The sequence below is a fragment of the Sorangiineae bacterium MSr11367 genome, assembly GCA_037157805.1.
Taxonomy (GTDB): Bacteria; Myxococcota_A; Polyangia; order Polyangiales; family Polyangiaceae; genus Pendulispora; species Pendulispora rubella.
Map to the genome: position 1 here is coordinate 8,511,408 of CP089983.1, position 20,991 is coordinate 8,532,398.

Sequence of the window (20,991 nt, forward strand, 5' to 3'; positions counted from 1 at the left end):
GTCGCTTCCGAGGACGAAGGAGCGTCTCGCCGAAGAAGGAACACGTACCCGGCACGAAGTTGTACAGGTGCATCCTCCCCTTCGACGCGGAGCCAACACTGGCCCCTCACCACACCGAAGAACTTATCTTTCATCGGCGCCGGAAAGCGCAACGCCCATGGCCCATCGATGATGAAGCCGCCTGCTGCGACGGACTGAGCAGCGGTGAGCTTCAGTACATCGGAGAATGGGTCATCATCCGGCACGTAGGCGGGTGGGGGCTTTGGCCAGCCCTCTACAAGGCGACGGGGCGCGCATCGTTTCGGTCTCATCATGGGGGCATCGCCGTTCGCCGATACTGTTCGACGACCCCAACTTCAGGCATCGCGATTACGACCGCTGGCTCGCGTATGGCCAATCGAAGACTGCCAATGTGCTGTTTGCAGTCTCCCTCGACCACCGTGGGAAGTCGGAAGGCATTCGCGCCTTTTCGGTGCACCCGGGAGCCATCGCCAACACCGGTCGGCTACGGGCAGTAAGCGAATGGCTGCTGGTATCGGGGGGCTATGACCGCTCGTAGACAGCGCCGTCGGAAGCGACAGCCCTGCGTGCTGCCCACCGACCACCGCCTGCACCGGCCTCATTGCGCGCTTCATCTTGAATTAGGCCATAATAATTCGTTATCGAATCAAGCTATTTGCAAAAATCTCGGGTTCGTAATCCAAAGATGGTGACGGGTTCGTCCGCAAGAGCACTCGAGTCCCTGTAGGTTGCCACCAGCCCGTGCAGGGCAAATTCGGGCGGAGCTGGGCCCCGAAGCCAACGAACTTCCGCGTCCGCAGCCGACGCGCGTTCCGTCCGAAGTGCGACGATGTACTAGAACGTCGCTACCCCTCGGTCCCACACCTCGCGACAATGCGGTCACGCAGACCAATTTTGATGTGGATCGAGCATCCTTACCGTCGACGAATTGGTGTCTTCGGCGCAGTCATCGTCGACGCGACGTGGCATCCTACGCGCGGCAGCCGAGATGGGGACCAGGAGGAAAAAGAGCCTAGGTAGGCCCGCCGAGCCGGAGAGCGCAGTCGGGACGTTGACGGACGGTGCTCGTCGGGCGCCGGATCGGCAGCGGGATGACACGCTCGACCCCGCGGAAACGGTGAGGAGTGTCCTGCAGCCCGGACGAAGGTTTGGCGGAATGACCCAAACCCGATTCGAGCTGATCGAGCCCCTCGGTAGCGGAGGGATGGGGCTCGTGTTTCTCGCGCAGGACACCGTTCTCGATCGAAAGGTGGCGATCAAGTTTCTCACGCGCAAAGATTTGAACACGGCGGAGGCCTTCGAGCGTGTTCAGCATGAGGCGCAGGCGTGCGCGCGTTTGAATCACGAGAACATCGTGCGCATGTTCGACATCGGGCAAGACGAGGGGCGTCCCTTCCTCGTAATGGAGCACCTCGAGGGATATCCCCTCAATGTCCTCATGTGCCGTACGCACGAGACGAATGAATCGGTCATCGACGTCCGGCGAGCCGTCCGACTCATGATCGACGTCGCGAAGGGGTTATCGCACGCACACCGGGCCGGAATCGTGCATCGCGACTTGAAGCCGAGCAACATCTTCATCACCAGGGACGGAACGGCCAAGGTCCTCGACTTTGGCGTGGCACAAATGACCGCGGGTGGCGATGTCGCTGGCGCGCATTTCCTTGGGACCCCCCAATACATGTCCCCCGAACAATGGCGCAGTGAGGTTCAAGATGGCCGAACGGACATCTGGGCTGCGGGGGTGATGTTCTTCGAATTGCTCACCGGAGTTTCTCCGTTCGCCGGGAATCACATCTCCGAACTGCGAAATGCCGTCATCGCGTCGACTCCTTCGCCGTCGCTGCGTGGGGCGCGGCCCGAGCTGCCCGAGGAGGCGGAGCGAATCGTCGAGCGCGCGCTCGAGAAAGAGAAGGATGCGCGATTCGGCAGCGCCGACGACTTGCTGGACGCATTGGTTGCATTGGAGGTGCTGCTCGTGCACGCCCTGCGCGGACAATCCGGCGGCACGGAGGCGGCGATGACGTCGCACCCGAGCTTTCCGCGACGACGAACGCTCGTCGCGAATGCCGAGCGGCGTCAGATTACCGCCATGGCCTGCTCCCTTTCGTCCACGACCTCGGCGGAGGCCCTCGACGACTCGATTGGCGAATTCTTCGAGGCGTGTGCCACGATTGTGCGCCAGTTGGAGGGCACGATTCTATTCTCCCTGGGCCGACAGGTCGTCGCGTGCTTTGGCTATCCTCGCGCCCACGAAGACAGCGCCCAGCGCGCATTGCGCGCGGCGCTGCTGATCGTCGACGCTTTTCGGCCCGATGACCGTGTGGGCTCCGGTGGCGCCCGCGTGGGGGTAGCGACAGGTCCCTGCATTCCACTTGCCGTTGGCCCGAAAGCCGCTCCCCCGAGGATGCAGGGAGAGGTGCTGGACACCGCGCAATCGCTCGAACGCCGCGCCCAGCCGAGCGAGATTCTCACGGAACGGGCAACACAGATGCTCGTGCAGGGCACCTTCGAGCTCGGGTTGCTCGATGACGTGGCGGCCGAGAATGGCATTGCACCACAATATTTGTATCGATTGTTGCGTCCGAAAGAGAACCGGATTCGCTTCAATCCGATTGCGGCGGGCACCATCACTCCACTGGTGGGACGCACGGACGAGCTCGATGAACTGCATCGCCTTTGGCGATTGGCGATCAGCGGCAAAAGCCAATTCGCGTTCATCGTCGGCGAAGCGGGAATCGGCAAGTCGCGCCTGCTCGAGCAGCACCTCGAAGGTTTGGCGACGGAAGGATACAGGCTGGTGCGGTGCCAATGCTGGCCGCATTCCCAGAGCAATGCCCTGCAGCCCATTCTGGAAGGCCTCGAGCACGCGATGGGATTGGACCCGGATGCCTCTCCGCTCGAGAAAGCGGCTCTCCTGGGGCTTCCCACGCAAGATGCATCCGCTCCGGATATGGCGCGAAGTGCGAATTTGCTCAAGCACCAGATGCTCGAGGCACTCCTCGGCTTGTTCCAGCGGCTGGTCGAGGAGGAGCCCTTGCTGCTCGTCGTCGAGGATGCGCACTGGGCAGACTCCATTACGCTCGAGTTGCTGGAGCGCTGGCTATCGGGGCCCACGGCGGTGCGCGCCATGGTGCTCGTGACCGCGCGCCCCGAATTTCAGCCGCTCTGGGCGCGTTCCTCGCTTCTGCATCAACTGACTCCACGTCGGCTTTCGCCGAGCGAGAGTGCCGCCATGGTCCGCTTTGCCGGTCGCGGGCGCCATCTGCCCACGGCGATCGTGGAGCAAGTCGTGCAGCGCGCCGATGGGGTGCCACTCTTCCTCGAGGAGCTCACGTACAGTGTGTTGGACGCGCTGCAAAAGGGAGGAGATGAGCCCTCGTCGTGGGGCGGCGCGGTGCCAGCGACCCTCGAGGCCCTTTTGCGCGCGCGCCTGGACACCTTGCCCGAACCGGGCCGGGAGTTGGCGCGGGTTGCCTCCGTGCTCGGGCGCGAGATGAACTTCGATCTGGTTCGGGTCATGTGGCCACTGTCCGAAGACTCACTCCGAATCGGGCTTCTCCAACTCGTCGAGACAGGCATTTTTCGCCCCATGGGGCGCATATCGCGCGCGCATTTTCGGTTCAAGCACGCCCTCGTGCAAGAAGCGGCGTACCAATCCCTCGTCAAGCAAGAGAGGCAGGAGCTGCATCGGCGCGCCGCCGAAGTGCTGGTCTCGCAATTTCCTCCAATTGCCGAGCAAAACCCCGAAATCGTGGCCAGACATTTCGCCGAGGCGAAGCGCCCCGAGGAGGCCTGCACCTACTTCGAAAGGGCGGCGAAACAGGCTATGCAAAGGTCGGCGAGCGCCGACGCACTCACCCACTACGCTCGTGCGATGGCGCAACTGGATCTGCTGCCATCGAGTTTGGTGCGGGACCGGCGCGAGCTTTTGCTTAAGGCCCAGCTGGCGGGCGTCTATATCGCCGAGGATGGCCTCGAATCAAGCCGTACGAGGGAAACGCTTTCGCGAATTCGTGAGCTCGCCGAGAGGTATGACGGTGACGAACAATCGTTCTGGGCGCTGTTGACCTTTCAGCAATTGAACCACGTTCGCGGTGAGCATCGCACCAGCTACGATTTGGCGGCCAAACTGATGGCTCGTGCCAAGAAAGCCGGGCATCATGGCATGATACTCGGCGCGTACACGGCCACGGTCGCGTCGGCGCTTTCTTGCGGCGAACTCACCGCGAGTCGCGAGGATGCAGAGGCCGGGATACGGCTCTACGAGGCGCAGGCGCGCGGAGCGGATCGCGTCCATATGGGGTCCGACGTCGGCGCGATTTTGCACATGTCTCTTGGACAGATACTCTGGCTACTGGGCGAGCCTGACCGAGCGCTTCACCATTCGCGAGAGGCGGTGCGCATCGCGCGTAAGCAGGATCATCCTGCCAGCCTCGCAATACGGTTGTTCCTCCTCGCCACGCTGCACAATGAACGCGGGGAGTACCCCGAGGCTCGCACTGCGCTCAAGGAGACATTGCGTCTGTGCGAGGAATACGGCCTCCATTTTCTCGTTGCCCAAGCCCGCTTCCGTCAAGCGTGGACGCAAATCGAGTGCGGTGAGCGCGAGGGGGTCGACGAGCTCCAAGCAACCCTGGGCGGTCGAGCATCGATGGGCTCGACCATCGGTTTCACGCGCTATCTTTCCGTCCTCGCCCAGGGGCAGCTACAACTGGGCGCCCTCGACGAGGCCATGCTTTCGGTCGAGAAAGCGATGGAGACCTCGGAACGGACGGGCGAACGCTATTGCGACGCGGAGCACCTTCGATTGAAAGGCGAAATACTGCTCGCCATGGGCGAATCGAATGCCCATCACGCAGCACGCTCGTTCGAGCGCGGCCTGGAACGCGCACGCGGCCAGAATGCCAGGAGTTGGGAGCTGCGGCTTGCTTGCAGCTACGGTCGTTTGCTTGCCAGCCAAGACCGCATTTCCGAGGCAAGAGAGCTTCTTGCTCTCATTCTGTCCACCTTCACCGAAGGTCACGGAACCCGCGACCTTCGTATGGCGCACGCCCTTTTTTCCTCCTGGATGGCGTCACGGAATTGACGACTGCGTGCAGCTCATCGAATCGCGCCATCGAAGCGGTGATGTCGCAAGGCCACCGAACCGCGGGAGCCACAATATCCATCTTGCGAACGTGTCGTTGGATGAATCAGCGACACCTCGAATGGGCTTCTGCAAGGTTGTACTTGCGATTCTTGGATCCCCGACGACCCCCCAATGAACGAGGGTCGTTCCAGCGTGTCGCTAGAATTTAGTGGCGCTTCGTCGATTTCGCGGACCTCGCGCCGGCGAGATGCAGTGGCATGAATCCTGTATTGAGCGAAGGCCATAGGCAGGAGAATTTCTTATGACGAAAGACATCATGAAGCTAGTCAAGGACGAGAAAGGCGCAGCAGCCGTCGAGTACGCGCTCATCCTCGTGTCCGTTATCCTAGTCGTTAGTGGCACTTACAGAAAACTCGGCAAGATCATCAACCGCGCCGTCAACGACGCTTTGGCCGAGTTCTGAGCGCTTAACCTGAGTCTCGAGTACTGAGCATGTTCTGCACAATGGCCCGCCGTGATGAGCAAACGTTGCTCAATGAAAATAAGCTCCGCCCTCAGGGCACGCGTGGCGAAAGATGGAGAAGCGGCAGGGGTTCACCGCCCTTTGCGGTGAGAAGGACATGCTCCACCTTGCCGTCCAAGGCGGCAATCATGGCGTCCCTTCTTCCTAGGCGTGCGCCCGTCGTTGGGACATCTCCTTTCGTCCAGGCTTTTTCTGCGTGCGCTCCCACGGGGGTGTCGGTAGGAAGCGGCGCACCAGCGCATCGACCATGACGCGCACCTTGGGGGAAAGATAAGGGGTGCGCGGCCACACGGCATGAAGGGGAAAGCCGCGCGTCGTCGCCCCGGGAAGCACGGGCACGAGCTGGCCGCTCCGAATGGCGTCGGCGATCATCCAATTCGGAAGCAACGCGAGGCCATGCCCTTCGACGGCGGCGTGGAGAATGGCGCCTCCGTGGTTGAACGTGAACCGCCCGTGGACGGACTTGAGCACCGGTTCGCCGTCCGCGCCGACGAATTCCCACGGGAAGGTCCGGCCACCGCGGCCGAAGATGATGCACGCGTGGCATCAATTTCGATGGGAGATCCAGGGAACGAGGAAGAACCTTTTGCTCGAGGGCGACGCGTTCTACACGGCGGATCCCAGTTTGACCCTGAGCGAGAGCTCGGCCGCCCATCCTTCGTACCGCCGCATGGAGGTACCTGCCTCGTACACCCTCGTGCCCGAATCCATGCCGCACGATGCCGCCTTCAACGTTGCCCAAACGTACATGCTCCTGGCCAACGACCTCGAGCGAGGAACCACCGATTGCCCCGCCTTCGCCGATGCCCTCGTGCGACATCGCATGATCGCGGCCATCGAGAATGCCGCACGAACGGGCCAGCGACAGAGCTATTGAGGAGTGCGCAAATCGGCGCCTTGGGTGGCGGCCCAGTCGGCGGCGGTTTTGCCCGTGGTGTCGCGCTTGTCGCTGTGGGCGCCGCGCGATTCGAGGAGGCGCGTGATGCCGGTGCGGCCGATGAGCGAGGCAAACATCAAGGCGGTGCGGCCGCTGCCATTGCCTTGATCGATGTCGCATTTTTCGCGGCTTAGGCGCTCGACGACCAGATCGTGGCCTTTGAAGGCGGCGCCCATGAGCGCCGTGTTGCCGTTCTTGTCGCCTTTGCAGGCGTCGGCGCCGGCGGCGAGCAGCACCTCCAATGCAGCGAGGTGTCCGTGGTAGGCCGCGAGGATCACGGGCGTGTAGCCCTTGTCGTCCGCCACGTTCACCTCCGCTTTGGCGGCGATCAAACCGCGCAGCACCTCCACGTCGCCCTCGCGGGAAGCCTCCAGCACGTAGCGTTTGGCCTCGTCGGCGCTGAGGACCTTCGACGGCGGCGCTTCGGCGGCGGACGTGCGCGTGGGTGTGGGCTCTGTGCGGCCCGAGGAGCCGCAGGCGGCGAGGGTCAAAACGAGAAAGGCTTTCAGGGCAAGCTTCATGGCCTCACCGAATCCCCACCAAGGCGGCCACGCGGTCGCCGTATTCCTTGTCGGCTTGACGCAAATACCCGACGATCTTCGTCTTGATCTCGGCACTTCGAACCTGCTTCAAATCGCCCGCGAAGTTGTTCACCAGGCGCGTTTGCGCATCGCGCGCGAGCGACCGATAGAACTCGCCCGCTTGGTAGAAGTTCTCCGTCTTGGCGGCGGCCTCGCGGGCCTCCGGCGGTGTCGGGGCCGCGGTTGCGCTCGTTTCCGAGAGCGGGGCGACGGAGCTCGGTTCGTAATTCACGTCGCCGGAGCGAAGGATGAAATTCATCGCGCCATCTTGGATGTTGCTGCGAACGGGCACGCGCGGGGCGTTGACCGAGAGCTGCTGGTAATTGGGGCCCACGCGGTAACGCTGCGTGTCCGCATAGGCGAAAAGCCGCCCCTGCAAAAGCGCGTCCTCGGACGGCTCGACCCCGGGAACGAGCACGCCCGGCGAAAAGGCGCTCTGCTCCGAGTGCTGGAAGAAATTCGGCGGGACGGTATTCAGCGTGAACGTGCCCAACAGCACCGGCGGGATCTCTTTCTCCGGCCACCGCTTCGTCGCATCGAGCGGATTGAAGCGAAAGGCATTCACTTTGGACGCCGGAATGATCTGGGCGCGCAAATCCCACTTCGGAAAATCACCGCGGCCGATCGCATCGTAGAGATCTTTCGTGGCGTGCGAAAAGTCTTTGGCCTGCGCAGCGGCGACCTTTTCGGGCGTCTCCAGGAAGGCCAGCCCCTGGCGCGTCTTCCAGCTGAACTTTGCATAGTACACTTCGCCCTTCGCGTTCACGAGCTTGAAGGCGTGGACCGAAGAACCATCGACATGGCGATAGTCCGAGGGAATGCCGAGATCCGAATAGAGTTGCGTCAGCATGTGCGTGGACTCGGGCACGTGCTGGAAGAAATCGAAGAAGCGATTCGGATCTTGTCGGTTGGTGACCGGCGACGGCTTGAGCGCGTGCACCATGTCGGGGAACTTCATGGCATCGCGGATGAAGAAGACGTCCAGGTTGTTGCCAACGATGTCCCAATTGCCTTGATCGGTATAGAACTTGAGGGCAAATCCGCGGGGGTCGCGCAAAGTCTCCGGTGAGCCGGACGGGTGGATGACCGTGGAGAAGCGCACGAACATCGGCGTCTTCTTGCCTTTTTGCAACAGCATCGATGCGCGCGTGTACGCCGACAGGTCACCCGCGCTGACGAATTCGCCGTAGGCACCGACCCCTCGCGCGTGGACGACGCGCTCGGGAACGCGCTCGCGATCGAAACGCGCGAGCTTCTCGACGAGGTGAAAATCCTGAAGCAACACCGAACCACCCGGGCCTGCCGCTTGGCTCTTTTGGTTGTCCGCGACCGGTGCTCCATTTTCCTTGGTGAGGCTCGGCGCCGCGTGGGCCATGCCCATCACCGCGAGAAAAGCTGGCACGAGGGCCGCGAGAAATTTCGTCTTCATGGATGGATGATCTCCGTTCTCGTCCCGACCTAAGCACCACCCGTGCCATGCACGAGATGGGTAATTTGTCGGCAAATCGCGCTCAAGCATCGCACCGACATTTCGGTGCAACGATATTTCGGTTGCACGTCACCGGTATGTCGGTACCGTACACGCATGAATCTCGACGACTGGGTGGCGACCGGCGCCCACGAGCTGGCCGACGTGGTTCGGCTGGCCGATGGGACGGAGGCCGCACTCGACGAGCTTCTCCAGCGCGGTCTGGAGTGGCTCGGGCGGATCGCTCCGTACGATCTGGCGGTGGTGTTCGAGCTCGAGGGGGCCGAACTGCGGGCGCGGGCGGCACGGGGCGCGCTGGCCTCGCCCGACGTGCGCACCCATCGCATCCGCTTGGACGACTGGCCATCGATTCGCCTGGCGGTGGAGGAACGGCGAAGCCGCGTCTTCACCGAAGAGGACCACGCGCACGGAGAGGGCGACCCGTTCGATGGACTCATGGACTTTCCCCATGGGCACGCGTGCATGGTGGTGCCGCTGACGACCGGCCGCGAAGTGTTCGGCATCATGTCGCTCGACCGCACCGAGTGCCAGACGTACCCGCGTCCGGTGGTGGACTTGGCCGAGGTGTTCGGGCGCTTGCTGGCGTTGTCCATTCAATGCATCAAGCAAGGGCAGAAGCTCGCCGAGGCGACATTGCATGGCGAAGAGCGCATTCAGGCGCTCGATCGGCATCTCGAGGCCATGACCGAGCAAGCCGGCATTCTCGAAGGCAGCCGCGTGCCCAAGGTGCGCGATCTGGCGCGGCAGGCGCGGCTGGTGGCGTCGACCAATTCGACCGTGCTGCTTCTCGGCGAGACGGGCACCGGCAAAGAGCGGCTGGCGCGCTACATCCACGATGCGAGCCCGCGCAGCCAGCGGCCGTTCATCCCGGTCAATTGTGCCGCGCTGCCGTCGAACCTGCTCGAGAGCGAGCTTTTTGGGCACGAGCGCGGTGCCTTCACCGGTGCGGTGCGCGCCCGCTCGGGGCTCTTTCGGGCGGCCAACGGCGGCACGCTGTTTCTCGACGAGGTGGGCGAGCTCCCCCCCGAGCTGCAGGGCAAACTTCTGCGCGCGCTGCAGGGCGGAGAGATCACCCCGGTGGGCTCGGAGCGGACCATTCAGGTCGACGTGAGGGTCGTCGCCGCAACCCATGTCGATTTGGAACACGCCGTGGCCGCGCGGCGCTTTCGCGAAGATCTGTATTACCGCTTATCGGTGTATCCTCTGTATTTGGTTCCTCTGCGCGAGCGCAAAGACGATGTACCGCTTTTGGCCGAAGCACTCTTGCGCGAGCTTGCGCCGCGCGTGGGCAAGAGCAAACTCCGTCTCTCACGCGCAGCCCTCGAGGCCCTGGAGCGGCTCGATTTCCCGGGCAACGTGCGCGAGCTCTCCAACGTGCTCGAACGGGGGGCCATTCGCGCCGATTCGAGCATCATCGATGTGGCGCACCTGCGGCTCACGAAGCCCGCAGGCAAAGGCGCGCGCGCCAGCTCGCCGCCTTCGGAGGGAGACGCGCTGGTATCGCTCGCGGAGAACGAGCGCCTCCACATTGCCCGCGTTCTCGAAGCCACGGGCGGCCGCCTCTACGGCCAAGGCGGCGCGGCGGAGATCCTCGGCATCCCGCCGAGCACCCTGCAAAGCCGCATGAAGCGCCTCGGCATGCCCCGCGCAAGCGACCGCTAAGGTGCCCCTTGGGCTCGAATTCCGGCGTTTTGTGGCCCCTGCCACCGATACGGTTCGTTGCGGACGACGCTTATCGTGTGGATGGCTTGCCCTCGGGCCACGAGCAAGTGGTGTCCCATCGAGCCACGTGGCCGAATCGGCGGGTAGGTCATCGATCAACGCCCGCCCATTGGCATCGAACACTTATCTCCGCGCTGCACGGGAGGATTGGGCCCGATGTAACCGCGCCTGTTCCAAAGCTCCGTGCCATCGGGCGCGGCCAGGGCGGAGGTTTCTCCGTCGTCGTACCAGAAGCCGTGGCCATTGGAGGGCACGGATACTGCGAGCGCGTCGCGCCATGTCGAGGGGAGACTCGTGACACGCACACCAGTATCCTGCTGGACGACGGCGAGCCGGGTCGAGCTGCGCGATTCATGCTGGACCAGGCGCCCACCGGGCAGGAATGCCGCCGACAGATCCGGCGGGAGCGACTTCGTACCGCCGCCGAGCCGCCGCGTTTCGAGGCGTTCGACACCGATGCGCGGGATGCTTTCGCCGACACATCCCATTTGCCGCGATTCGCGGTACCGGTTCACCGTCGCCACCAGTGCCTCGCGCCCCTCGCCGTCGACGTCGACCACCATCTCGTCGGCGCGCGGTTCGAGGAGGAAACGTTCCTCCGCGACGCCGTAGATGCGCATCCCTGCGACCAGCCTCGCGCCATCCGCTGAAAAGAACAGGCGCCGCTGGACGATGGCCGCGATGCGCTCTTCGTCGCCCGTTCGGCGCTCGGAATCGGGCGGCGATCCACGCACGAGTGACGCCGGAGCTTCGTCGGGGCGGGGCCAGAATAACAACGTGCCATCCGCCAAGAGCGCGGCCGCATGCGCCCCGGCAGGGCCTGCGGCCACTGCAACGACCGCGTTGCGGTAGGGATCCGGGGTGGGCGGCAGCGGGTACGTGCGCTGAGGTTGACCGGTGGCAACGTCCACGACGAACACCGATTTCCACGTCCAGGCAAGCACCGAGCGCCCATCGGCCGTCTTCGGACCGAGCGTGACGGCCCACGAAAAGCGCCACGCACCGTCTCCCAACACGCGCACCACGCGCAGCGGTCCCTCGGCCGCGGGGCTCTCGTCGGGTGGAGGTGGCGTGAACGGCTTCGCGGGCACGGCGACCGGCTTCGCCGGGGCCACGTGAGGTTCATGCACATGCGCACCGCAACCAACGAGAACCGCTGCAGCAAACAGCGCCAATCGAATGCCCATGGCCATCTCGGATGGACGGAAATGTACCGGCCGTATTCGAGCCTACACCACGCCCACGAGCAGGGCCGTCCCCAAGACGGCAAAGACCGCGGAGGCGATGCGCTTCGTCAGGGCGGCGTCGAGGAACTTGCCCGCGCGGTTGCCGACGAAGACCGCGAGTCCCGCGACGGCCCATAGCGCCAACGTGGCCGCGCTGAACACGAGAACCGGCTCGTGGTAGCGCGCGGCCAAGGCGGCGGTGCCGAGTTGTGTGAGGTCGCCCCACTCGGCGATGAAGACGACACCAAAGCTGGTGGCCAGGGCGCGACCAAACGTGGGCGCAACGGCAAGGGTCTTGGCATGCGCGTCGTCGGGCTCCTCCGCCTTGCGACGCCACATGAACACGGCGGACACTAAGAAGAGCAACCCCGCACCGATGTGCACCGGACGCGCGGGCAGAAGCGAGAGCAGGCCACCCGCCAGCACGGCCACGAGGCTCTGCACGGTGAGCGCCAGGGCGGTGCCTAGAAATACCGGCCACGGCTTGTGACGCGTGGCGAGCACGAGGGCCGCAAGGGCGGTTTTGTCGGGGAGTTCGGCGACGAAGATGACGCCAAAGACGGAGAGGAAAATATGAAGCGCGGACATTCTCGAGGCCTTTCGTTCGGCCAACCGAGGACGCGCCTTGTACGGGGGATGACTGCCCGGAAGCACGACGAGACCTCGGCCAGCCTGCATGTTGCTTGCTGGTCCGAAGGTCTCGTTCGCCTCGAACATCGAGGTGGGGGACCGGGCCCTTCCCTCTACGAGAGAAGATGCCAGTGTGTCGATCTCCCCGCGCCGCTTTTGCGGCGGAACTACTCCCCTTGCGTGAGCGACACCTTAGGCGACGAGTCCGCGACTGGCAAGCCCTGGCGCGGAAATTACTTCGACCGAGCCCGGCAACGTGGTGGGCGGGGTCACCACGAAGCCACGCCTGCGCGCGAGCTCCCTGAAACCTTTCCGCGATTTCAGCTTTCGATACTAATATCGATTTAGCGAACCTGGACATCGACGGTGTCATCGCGTGGAAGGTCGCCTATTTGGGTGACGCATCGCGTGTTGAAGATCATCGATGAGTCCCAATATTGATTTGGAACTCATGATGACCGACGACGATCGAACCCTGGGCGCTATCCTTCAATGGAGGGCGCGCCAGCAGCCCGACGACACGGCCTATATCTACCTCAAAGGCGGAGAGCTCGACGAAATCGGCGTGACCTACGGCGAATTGGACCGGCAGGCGCGAACCGTCGCCGCGGCCCTCCAGGGCACGTGCCGCCCGGGCGACCGTGCGATCTTGCTCTACCCGCCGGGGCTCGAGTTCATCGCGGCGTTTTTCGGCTGCCTGTACGCAGGGGTCATCGCCGTACCGGCGTATCCGCCGAAGGCCAATCGCAATTTGTCACGTCTTCGCGACATCGTCGGCGACTGCCAGGCGGTCGTCGCTTTGAGCACTCGGCAAATTGGCAACTCCATTCAGGGCCATTGGTCGGAGTTGCACTGGATCGCCACCGACACGCTGGACGGGGCGACCGCCGCGAGCTGGCAGAATCCCTCGATTGCGAAAAATGCAATCGCCTTTTTGCAGTACACGTCCGGCTCCACGGGAACGCCGCGCGGCGTGATGGTTTCCCATCGCAACCTGGTGCACAATTCCGAGTGCATCCGCGAACGCTGGGGGCATTCGCCATCGAGCGTGGGCATCTGCTGGGTCCCGCAGTTTCACGATCTGGGGCTCATCATCGGGATCTTGCAGCCATTGTACGTTGGCTACAAGGCGGTGCTCATGTCACCAACGGCCTTCGTTCAAAAGCCGTTTCGCTGGCTGCAGGCCATATCGCGGTACCGCGGCACCACCACCTGCGGGCCCAATTTCTCGTTCGACCTTTGCGTCTCCAAGGTCACGCCCGAGCAGCGTGCCACGCTCGATTTGAGCTCCCTGGACACGGTGATGAACGGGGCCGAGCCCGTGCTCACCGAGACGCTGCAGAACTTCGCCGAGGCCTTCGGCCCGTGCGGCTTCGACATCCGTGCCTTCCGCGGCGGCTACGGGCTCGCCGAGGGAACCGTCTTCGTGACCACGAGCCATCGGCTGCCGAAGGGCCCCAACGTGAAGTCCCTGTCCAAGGCCGCCCTCGAGCAGCACCTCGTCGTGCGCGCCGCCGGAGCGACGGAACACGACACGCAAGACGTCGTCGGGTGCGGCCCCGCCGCCGGCGACCAGGAGCTCGCGGTCGTTCATCCGGACCTTCACACGCGCTGCAAACCGGATCAGATCGGCGAAATTTGGGTGAAAGGCGAAAGCGTGGGGCAGGGCTACTGGCAGCGCCCGGAGGAATCGGCCCAAACGTTCGGCGCCTTTTTGGACGACACCCGAGAGGGCCCCTTCCTGCGCACCGGCGACTTGGGCTTCTTGCACGAGGGCGAGTTGTACGTCACCGGCAGGACCAAAGATCTCATCATCGTCCGAGGGAGGAATCACTATCCGCAAGACATCGAACGAACCGTGGAGACGGTGCACCCTGCCCTGCGCCTCAATTGCACGGCCGCATTCTCCGTGCGCGAGCAGGGCGAGGAACGCGTCGTCGTCGTGCAGGAGCTCAAACGCGACCACGCCGGCGTGGACCTCGAGCCGCTCGCCGCGGACATCTTTCGAGCCGTGGCCGAGGAGCACGAGCTATCGCTCCATGCGCTTCTTTTGATTGCCGACGGGAACATCAGCAAAACCTCGAGCGGCAAGATTCAGCGCAGCACGTGCCGGCAACGCTACGAGGAGGGCTCGTTCCAGGTCCTGCAGCAAACGACGTTCGCCGTCGCGACGAAGCGGCATCGGGTGGACAGGGCGGCATTCCTGGAGCGATTTCAACGGCTCGATGCCGAAGAATGCCGGGCGCAGGTGGAGCTTTACCTGATTCAGACCCTGCGAAGCATTCGGCAGGGCTTCTTCTACATCGATGTGCACCAGCCGCTCGTCAAAATGGGTCTGGACTCCCTCGGCGTGGCCGAGGTGCGGAGTGCCCTCGAAGACGACCTTGGCCTGGCGTTCCCCATTCCGACGTTGATGGACATGTCGTTGCGCGATCTCTCGGAGGAGATCCTTCGCGCCGCGAGCACGGCCAGCACCGACGCTGTGCGGAAAACCGCGGGAGGACTGTCCGATGCCGAGGTGACCTCGTTGCTCGACGACATGCTCTCGCTCGAGGGCAGCGGTCGTGCGTAAACCGCTTTCTTACGCGCAAATGCGTCTGTGGTTGATCGACCAGCTGGAGCCGGCCAACCCGATGTACACGATTTCCGCGGCGTTCGACCTCGCGGGGACGCTGCGGGTCGATGCGCTGGAGGCGGCGCTGAACGAGATCGTGCGCCGCCACGAGGCACTTCGCACGGTATTTCTGCAGGAAAAGGGTAGCCCCTACCAGATCGTGCAGCCGTTTCACCCTGTGCGCCTGCGCATGGTCGACGCGGAGACGCCGCCGGAACCGTTCGATCTGGCCAAGGGCCCGCTCTTTCGCGTCGAACTGGTGCGCAAGGGGGAACGGGAGCATCTTCTGGCGCTGCAGATTCACCACATCGTTTCGGATGCCTGGTCGTTCAAGCTGTTCACCCAGGAGCTTGCGGCGCTCTATGCCGATTTCGTGCGCGGCGGGCCGCCGTCGTTGCCGCCCCTGCCGCTGCAGTTCTCGGATTATGCCATCTGGGAACGGCAATGGCTTCGGCCGGAGCGGCTCGAACCGCAATTGGCCTATTGGAAATCCCATTTGGCCGGCCCATTGCCGGTGATTCAGCTTCCCTCCGACCACGTGCGCCAACCCAAGCAGACGCACCGGGGCGCCCTGCACCGCTTTTACCTTCCGAAGCCGTTGATGGATGCCGTGAAGGCGTTCAGCCAGGCCGCGAGCGTTACGCCGTTCATGACGCTCTTGGCCGCGTTTCAGACGCTGATCTACCGCTACACGGGACAGGAAGACGTTCTCGTGGGCTCCGCCTTCGCGGGCCGCGGCAAGCGCGAGGTCCACGGGCTGATTGGCTTCTTCGTGAATACCTTGCCATTGCGCGTGCATCTTGGGGGCGAGCCTTCGTTCGCCGAGCTGTTGAAGCGCGTGCGCGAGGTGGCGCTCGGCGCATATGCCAACCAGGACGTGCCGTTCATCAAACTGGTGCAGGAGCTGCAGCCCGATCGCGATACGAGCTACGCACCCCTGGTGCAAATCATGTTCGTCCTTCGGCAGAAGGCCCCGGTGCCGGTGTATCCGCTGCCCGAGCTGACCATGAGCCGCCCCAAGGAGGTGGACAGCGGCGTCGCCAAGTTCGAATTGAGTTGGTCGATGGAGGAGGAGGAAGAGAATTTCCTCGCGCTCATCGAATACAATGCCGACTTGTTCGACCGGGCCCGGATCGAGCGCTTTGCCGAGCACTTCGTCATCCTTTTGCGCGCCGCGATCGAGCAGCCGGATCGCTCGATTGCCACCTTACCGCTGCTTACGGAGCGCGAACGACGACTTCTCGAGACGGCGGAGACGCCTGCGGCGCCCCAGGCCTGCTTCCACCGCATTTTCGAAGCGCGCGCCGCGGAAGATCCAGACAAGACGGCCGTGATCTTCGGGGACGCGCGGCTCACGTACGGGGAGCTCGATGCACGGGCGAACCGCCTTGCGCGGTATTTGCGGCAGCACGGTGTGAGCCGGGACGATCGGGTCGGCATCCGCATGGATCGCTCGCTGGATCTCGTGGTGGCCATTTTGGGCATCTTCAAAGCGGGCGGCGCGTACGTGCCCATCGATCCGACGTTGCCCGAGGAGCGCATCGCGTTTCTGCTGGAGGATGCTCGCCCGCGTCTGGTGCTTGCGCAGGTCGATGTCGACGAGGTGGGTGGCACGCTCGATCACGACGAAGACAGTCACCAATTGGCGTATGTCATTTACACGTCCGGCTCGACGGGAAAGCCCAAGGGCGTTCAGGTCGAACATGCCGGGCTTTTGAACCTTCTGCAGGCGCAAATCGAGACCTTTGGCGTGACGGAGCGCAGCCGCGTTCTGCAATTTGCGTCGATGAGCTTCGACGCGTCGATCTTCGAGATCGTCATGGCGCTCGGCACCGGGGCGACGCTCGTGGTGGCCGAGCACCTCACGGTGGGCGCGCGTCTGCTCGAATTGCTGGAGCGCCAGGCAATCACCCACGCGACGTTGCCGCCGTCGGTCCTGGTGCACCTGCCGGAAGCCGAGCTGCCGGCGCTGGAAACGATCATCACCGCCGGCGAGGCGTGCCCACAGGGTCTCGTGGATCGTTGGGCGGGCGCACACCGCTTCTTCAACGCGTACGGGCCGACCGAGGCTACCGTGTGGAGCACCGTGGCGCGGTGCCATCCCGGTGAGCGCGTGACCATCGGGCGGCCCATTGCGCATACTCGGATTCATATTTTGGATTCGCGCTTGCAGCCCGCGGCGCTCGGCGTGCCGGGCGAGATGTACATCGGCGGGGTAGGATTGGCACGCGGGTACCTCGGGCGGCCCGAGCTGACGAAGGAGCGGTTCATCGATAGCCCATGGGGGCGTCTGTATCGGGCGGGCGACCTCGGGCGGTATCTGGACGATGGGAACATCGATTTTCTGGGACGCACGGACGACCAGGTCAAGCTTCGTGGGTTTCGCATCGAGCTGGAGGAGGTCGAAAACGCGTTGTTGCAGTATCCCGGGGTGCGGGAAGCCGTGGTCCTGGTCAAGGACGATGCACTGGCAGCGTTTTACGCGGGGAATGCCTCGGCGACGGAGGTTCGTGCGTTCGTGAAGGAGAAGCTGCCGTCGTACATGGTGCCGGCGGTGTGCCTGGCGATGGAGTTCCTTCCGCTCACGACGAACAACAAGATCGACAAAGCGGCGCTCGCGCGGCTCGATGTGGGGCAACGCGGCATCGATGGATACGACGCGCCGACGACGGTCACCGAGGAGGTTGTCGCTGGGATTTGGGCCGATGTGTTGAAGGTCGATCGGGTTGGGGTCCGGGAGGATTTTTTCGGGCTGGGCGGGCATTCGCTGCAGGCGGTGCAGGTGGTATCGCGGTTGGGGGAGGCGTTTGGGCGGAGTGTGCCGCTTTCGGCGATTTTCGAGCGGCCGACGGTCGCGGAATTGGCCGGGTGGCTGGAGCATGCCGAGCGCCCCCCCTCCCCGGCCCCTGCGTTGAAAGTCGGCCGCCGCGAGCGGCGGACCTCCGGCGTCCGGGGGAGGGAGCCCTTGCAGCTGTCGTTTGCGCAGGAGCGGCTTTGGTTTCTTTATGCGCTGAATCCCGGTCGGGCGGATTACAATATCCCCGCGGTCATTGAGCTGCGGGGGGCGCTCGATGTCGAACGGCTGCGCGCGGCGCTTGGCGGGTTGGTGGAGCGTCACGAGGCGTTGCGGACCCGGGTCGTCGATGTGGAGGGCGTGCCGCAGGCCGTTCTCGGTACAGGGCCTCTCGAATGTGCGGTTCTCGAGGATGACGTGCACGCCGCGGCACTGCGGGAGGCCCAGCGGCCGTTCGACTTGGCCAACGAGCTTCCCATTCGGGCGACGTTGCTACGCTGCGACGAGCAGCACCATGTGCTGCTTTTGACGATTCACCACATCGCGGCGGACGACCGCTCGCTGCGGATCCTCCTCGAAGATCTGGACGCGCTGGTTGCCGGCCGACCATTGCCCGACTTGCCGGTGCAATACAAAGACTTTGCGGCGTGGCAACGGCAATGGCTCACAGGAGATGTGCTGACGCAGCAACTCGCCTATTGGCGCAAGCAACTCGCGCATGCGCCACCACCGTTGAACCTCCCGGCCGTGGGACCGCGATCGACGAAGCGCACCGGCGCGGGGGATAGTGCCTCGCGCAGCCTTCCGACGGCGCTGGTCGAGGCACTTCAGCGAGTCGGCCGCCGTGAGAATGCGACGCTGTTCATGACCCTCTTGGCCGCATTCAATGCACTGTTGCATCGCTACACGGGCGAAACCGAGCTTCTCGTGGGGAGCCCTGTGGCCAACCGTGGCCCGCGCGACGTCGAGAATGTCGTCGGCTACTTTGGAAACACGCTGGTGCTGCGAACGGATGCCTCGGGCGAGCCCACCTTTCGCGCGCTCTTGACGCGCGTGCGCAGCATGGCGCTCGGGGCGTACGAGCACGCGGACATTCCCTTCGAGAACGTGGTCGACGAACTGGGGCTCGCCCGCGACCGCGGCCAAGCGCCCCTCGTGCAAATCATGTTCGCGCTGCAAGACACGGCCCCCATGCCTTCGCGCATCGGGAACCTGGAGGCGCGCATCTCGGAGACGGACAACAAGACTGCCAAGTTCGATTTGGTCCTGCTTCTGCGCTTGCAGGAAGACGGCCTCTCCGTGCGCGTGCAATACAGCACTGACGCTTTCGACGCCGGCACCATCGAGCGCATGCTGGCGCATTACCACCAATTGATCGCGGGCATCGTCCAGAATCCCGATCAGCCGATCCATGCCCTGCCCCTTCTCACCGACGAGGAGCAGCATCAGCGCCGCGCGTGGAATGCCACCCGAACCGATTACCCCCAAGACGCGTGCGTGCACGAGCTCTTCGAGGCCCAGGTGCAGCGCACCCCCGATGCCCCCGCAGTGGTGTGGCGCGAGGAGCACCGGACGTACCGGCAATTGAACGAGGAGGCCAATCGGCTCGCGCACCATTTGCTCCGATGCGGCGTCGGCGCGGAAACACCGGTCGGGCTCTACATGGATCGCTCGCTGGACATGGTGGTGGGCCTGCTCGCCATCCTCAAGGCCGGCGGGGTCCACGTGCCGCTCGACCCGGGCTATCCGCAGGAGCGAATCGCCTTCATGCTCTCGGACGCGCGCGTGAGCGTGCTGCTCACGCATGGACGACTGGCCTCTGCGCTGCCGGCGCACACCGCCACGGTCGTGAACGTGGACACGGACCGTGGAGCGCTGCACGCGGAAAGCGCCGAGAATCCGCAGCACCGAGGCCAGGTGGACGATCTCGCGTACGCCATTTACACCTCGGGCTCGACCGGCCACCCCAAGGGCGTGGCCATCCCACACCGGGCGATCAACCGGCTCGTGTTCCGTACGAACTACATCGATATCCGGCCGGAAGACCGCATCGCCCAAGCCTCGAATGCCTCCTTCGACGCCGCCATTTTCGAGATATGGGGGGCGCTTCTCCACGGCGCCTGCCTCGTGGGCATCGACAAAGAGGTGGCGATTTCGCCCCAAGACTTCACCGAGCACGTTCGGCAACACGGCATCACCGTCCTGTTTCTCACCACGGCGTTGTTCCATCTGATTGCCCACACGACGCCCTCGGGCCTCCGCTCCGTGCGCGACGTGCTCATTGGCGGCGATGCGCTCGATGGCGGCTGCGTCAAGGCGGTGCTCGAGCATGGGCCGCCCGGGCGGGTGCTCAATGTCTATGGCCCCACGGAGAGCACCACCTTTGCGACGTATTACCACGTCCGCCAGCCGCCGAACGAAGGCACGATCGTCCCCATTGGGGTCCCCCTCTCCAACACGGAGATCCATGTTCTGGACGCGCACCTGCAGCCCGTGCCCGTCGGCGTTCCCGGGGAAATCTACATTGGGGGCGCGGGCCTGGCGCGGGGCTACCTGCATCGGCCGGACCTCACCGCCGGGCGCTTCGTGACCGTCGGCGGCATACGCCTCTACAAAACGGGGGACCGCGCGCGCTACCTGCCCGGTGGCACCCTCGAATTTCTCGAACGGCTCGACCATCAAGTCAAATTGCGCGGCTACCGCATCGAGCTCGGCGAGATCGAGGCCACGTTGCGCGCCCATCCATCGGTCTCCGACGCCGCCGTCCTCGTGCGCGAGGACACGCCCGGCGAGAAGCTTCTCGTCGCCTACGTCGGGCGCGCCGCCCATCACGAAACCAAAGCGGCCGACCTTCGCCGGCACGTCCGCGAGCAGCTTCCCAGCTTCATGGTGCCCGCGCACTTCATCGTGCTCGATGCACTGCCGCTCTCCCCCAACGGCAAGATCGACCGAAAGCACCTCGCCCAAATAGGAAATCTCGACTCCCCCATTTCGGGCCGCGAAAGCGACTACGTGGCCCCCCGATCCGAACTGGAGCGAAAGATTTCGGCCGTCTGGGAAGACGTCCTCCATCGCAAGGACGTGAGCATTCACGACAACTTCTTCGATCTGGGGGGCTCCTCGCTTCTCGTGCCACGCACCTTGAGTAAGCTAAATGGAGTACTCGATAAAAAGCTCGCGCTGATTACTCTGTTTCAGTACCCCAGCATCTCGTCGCTGGCGAAATTCCTCACTCGGGAAACGAGCCGGCAAGATACAGCCCCCGGTCCCTTCATCCAAACGAAGGAAACGGCGGACACGATGCGTGCTTCTCGGTCACGCCAGGCGCAGCGGCGGCGGAAGACCGCGCCCTAACTCTCATT

The 20,991-nt window shown here is 64.0% G+C and carries 11 protein-coding genes; 6 read left to right on the forward strand and 5 right to left on the reverse strand.

Annotated features, from left to right (window positions below; genetic code table 11):
• Window positions 1-1,177 precede the first annotated feature (1,177 nt).
• Together LVJ94_32930 and LVJ94_32935 are read left to right on the forward strand one after the other, a co-directional pair.
• Complete coding sequence (locus LVJ94_32930; protein ID WXB01709.1) at window positions 1,178-5,110, forward strand: protein kinase; 3,933 nt, start codon at window positions 1,178-1,180, stop codon at window positions 5,108-5,110.
• A 304-nt stretch (window positions 5,111-5,414) separates the two neighbouring features.
• The gene (locus LVJ94_32935) at window positions 5,415-5,576 is read left to right on the forward strand and encodes a Flp family type IVb pilin (protein ID WXB01710.1); all 162 of its coding nucleotides are present in this window, start codon (window positions 5,415-5,417) and stop codon (window positions 5,574-5,576) included.
• Window positions 5,577-5,780: 204 nt separating this feature from the next.
• Here the strand turns inward: LVJ94_32935 and LVJ94_32940 are convergent, their stop codons facing one another.
• The gene (locus LVJ94_32940) at window positions 5,781-6,167 is read right to left on the reverse strand and encodes a LysR substrate-binding domain-containing protein (protein WXB10768.1); all 387 of its coding nucleotides are present in this window, start codon (window positions 6,165-6,167) and stop codon (window positions 5,781-5,783) included.
• On the opposite strand from LVJ94_32940, the gene LVJ94_32945 reads away from it, so the two are divergent.
• Entirely contained in the window at window positions 6,166-6,513 is a 348-nt protein-coding gene (locus LVJ94_32945; GenBank protein WXB01711.1) for a hypothetical protein, read from the forward strand. The two genes, LVJ94_32940 and LVJ94_32945, sit on opposite strands and share 2 nt — an antisense overlap.
• Here LVJ94_32945 and LVJ94_32950 read toward each other — a convergent pair.
• Window positions 6,507-7,094 carry an ankyrin repeat domain-containing protein gene (locus LVJ94_32950; GenBank protein ID WXB01712.1) on the reverse strand — a complete coding sequence of 196 codons (588 nt, stop codon included), beginning with the start codon at window positions 7,092-7,094 and terminating at the stop codon, window positions 6,507-6,509. The two genes, LVJ94_32945 and LVJ94_32950, sit on opposite strands and share 7 nt — an antisense overlap.
• A gap of 4 nt (window positions 7,095-7,098) precedes the next feature.
• Window positions 7,099-8,535 (reverse strand): catalase, encoded by a 1,437-nt coding sequence (locus LVJ94_32955; protein ID WXB10769.1) that lies wholly within the window; start codon window positions 8,533-8,535, stop codon window positions 7,099-7,101.
• 204 nt (window positions 8,536-8,739) lie between these two features.
• Between LVJ94_32955 and LVJ94_32960 the strand changes: the two genes are divergently transcribed.
• Window positions 8,740-10,305 (forward strand): sigma 54-interacting transcriptional regulator, encoded by a 1,566-nt coding sequence (locus tag LVJ94_32960; protein WXB01713.1) that lies wholly within the window; start codon window positions 8,740-8,742, stop codon window positions 10,303-10,305.
• Window positions 10,306-10,460: 155 nt separating this feature from the next.
• Here the strand turns inward: LVJ94_32960 and LVJ94_32965 are convergent, their stop codons facing one another.
• Together LVJ94_32965 and LVJ94_32970 are read right to left on the reverse strand one after the other, a co-directional pair.
• A complete protein-coding gene (locus LVJ94_32965; protein ID WXB01714.1) occupies window positions 10,461-11,552 on the reverse strand; it encodes a hypothetical protein in 1,092 nt (363 codons plus the stop codon).
• A gap of 42 nt (window positions 11,553-11,594) precedes the next feature.
• Window positions 11,595-12,179 (reverse strand): TMEM165/GDT1 family protein, encoded by a 585-nt coding sequence (locus LVJ94_32970; protein ID WXB01715.1) that lies wholly within the window; start codon window positions 12,177-12,179, stop codon window positions 11,595-11,597.
• Between the two features lie 466 nt (window positions 12,180-12,645).
• Between LVJ94_32970 and LVJ94_32975 the strand changes: the two genes are divergently transcribed.
• Window positions 12,646-14,793, forward strand: coding sequence for an AMP-binding protein (locus tag LVJ94_32975; protein WXB01716.1), 2,148 nt, complete (start codon window positions 12,646-12,648; stop codon window positions 14,791-14,793).
• A 19-nt stretch (window positions 14,794-14,812) separates the two neighbouring features.
• Window positions 14,813-20,983 (forward strand): amino acid adenylation domain-containing protein, encoded by a 6,171-nt coding sequence (locus tag LVJ94_32980; protein ID WXB01717.1) that lies wholly within the window; start codon window positions 14,813-14,815, stop codon window positions 20,981-20,983.
• Window positions 20,984-20,991 lie beyond the last annotated feature (8 nt).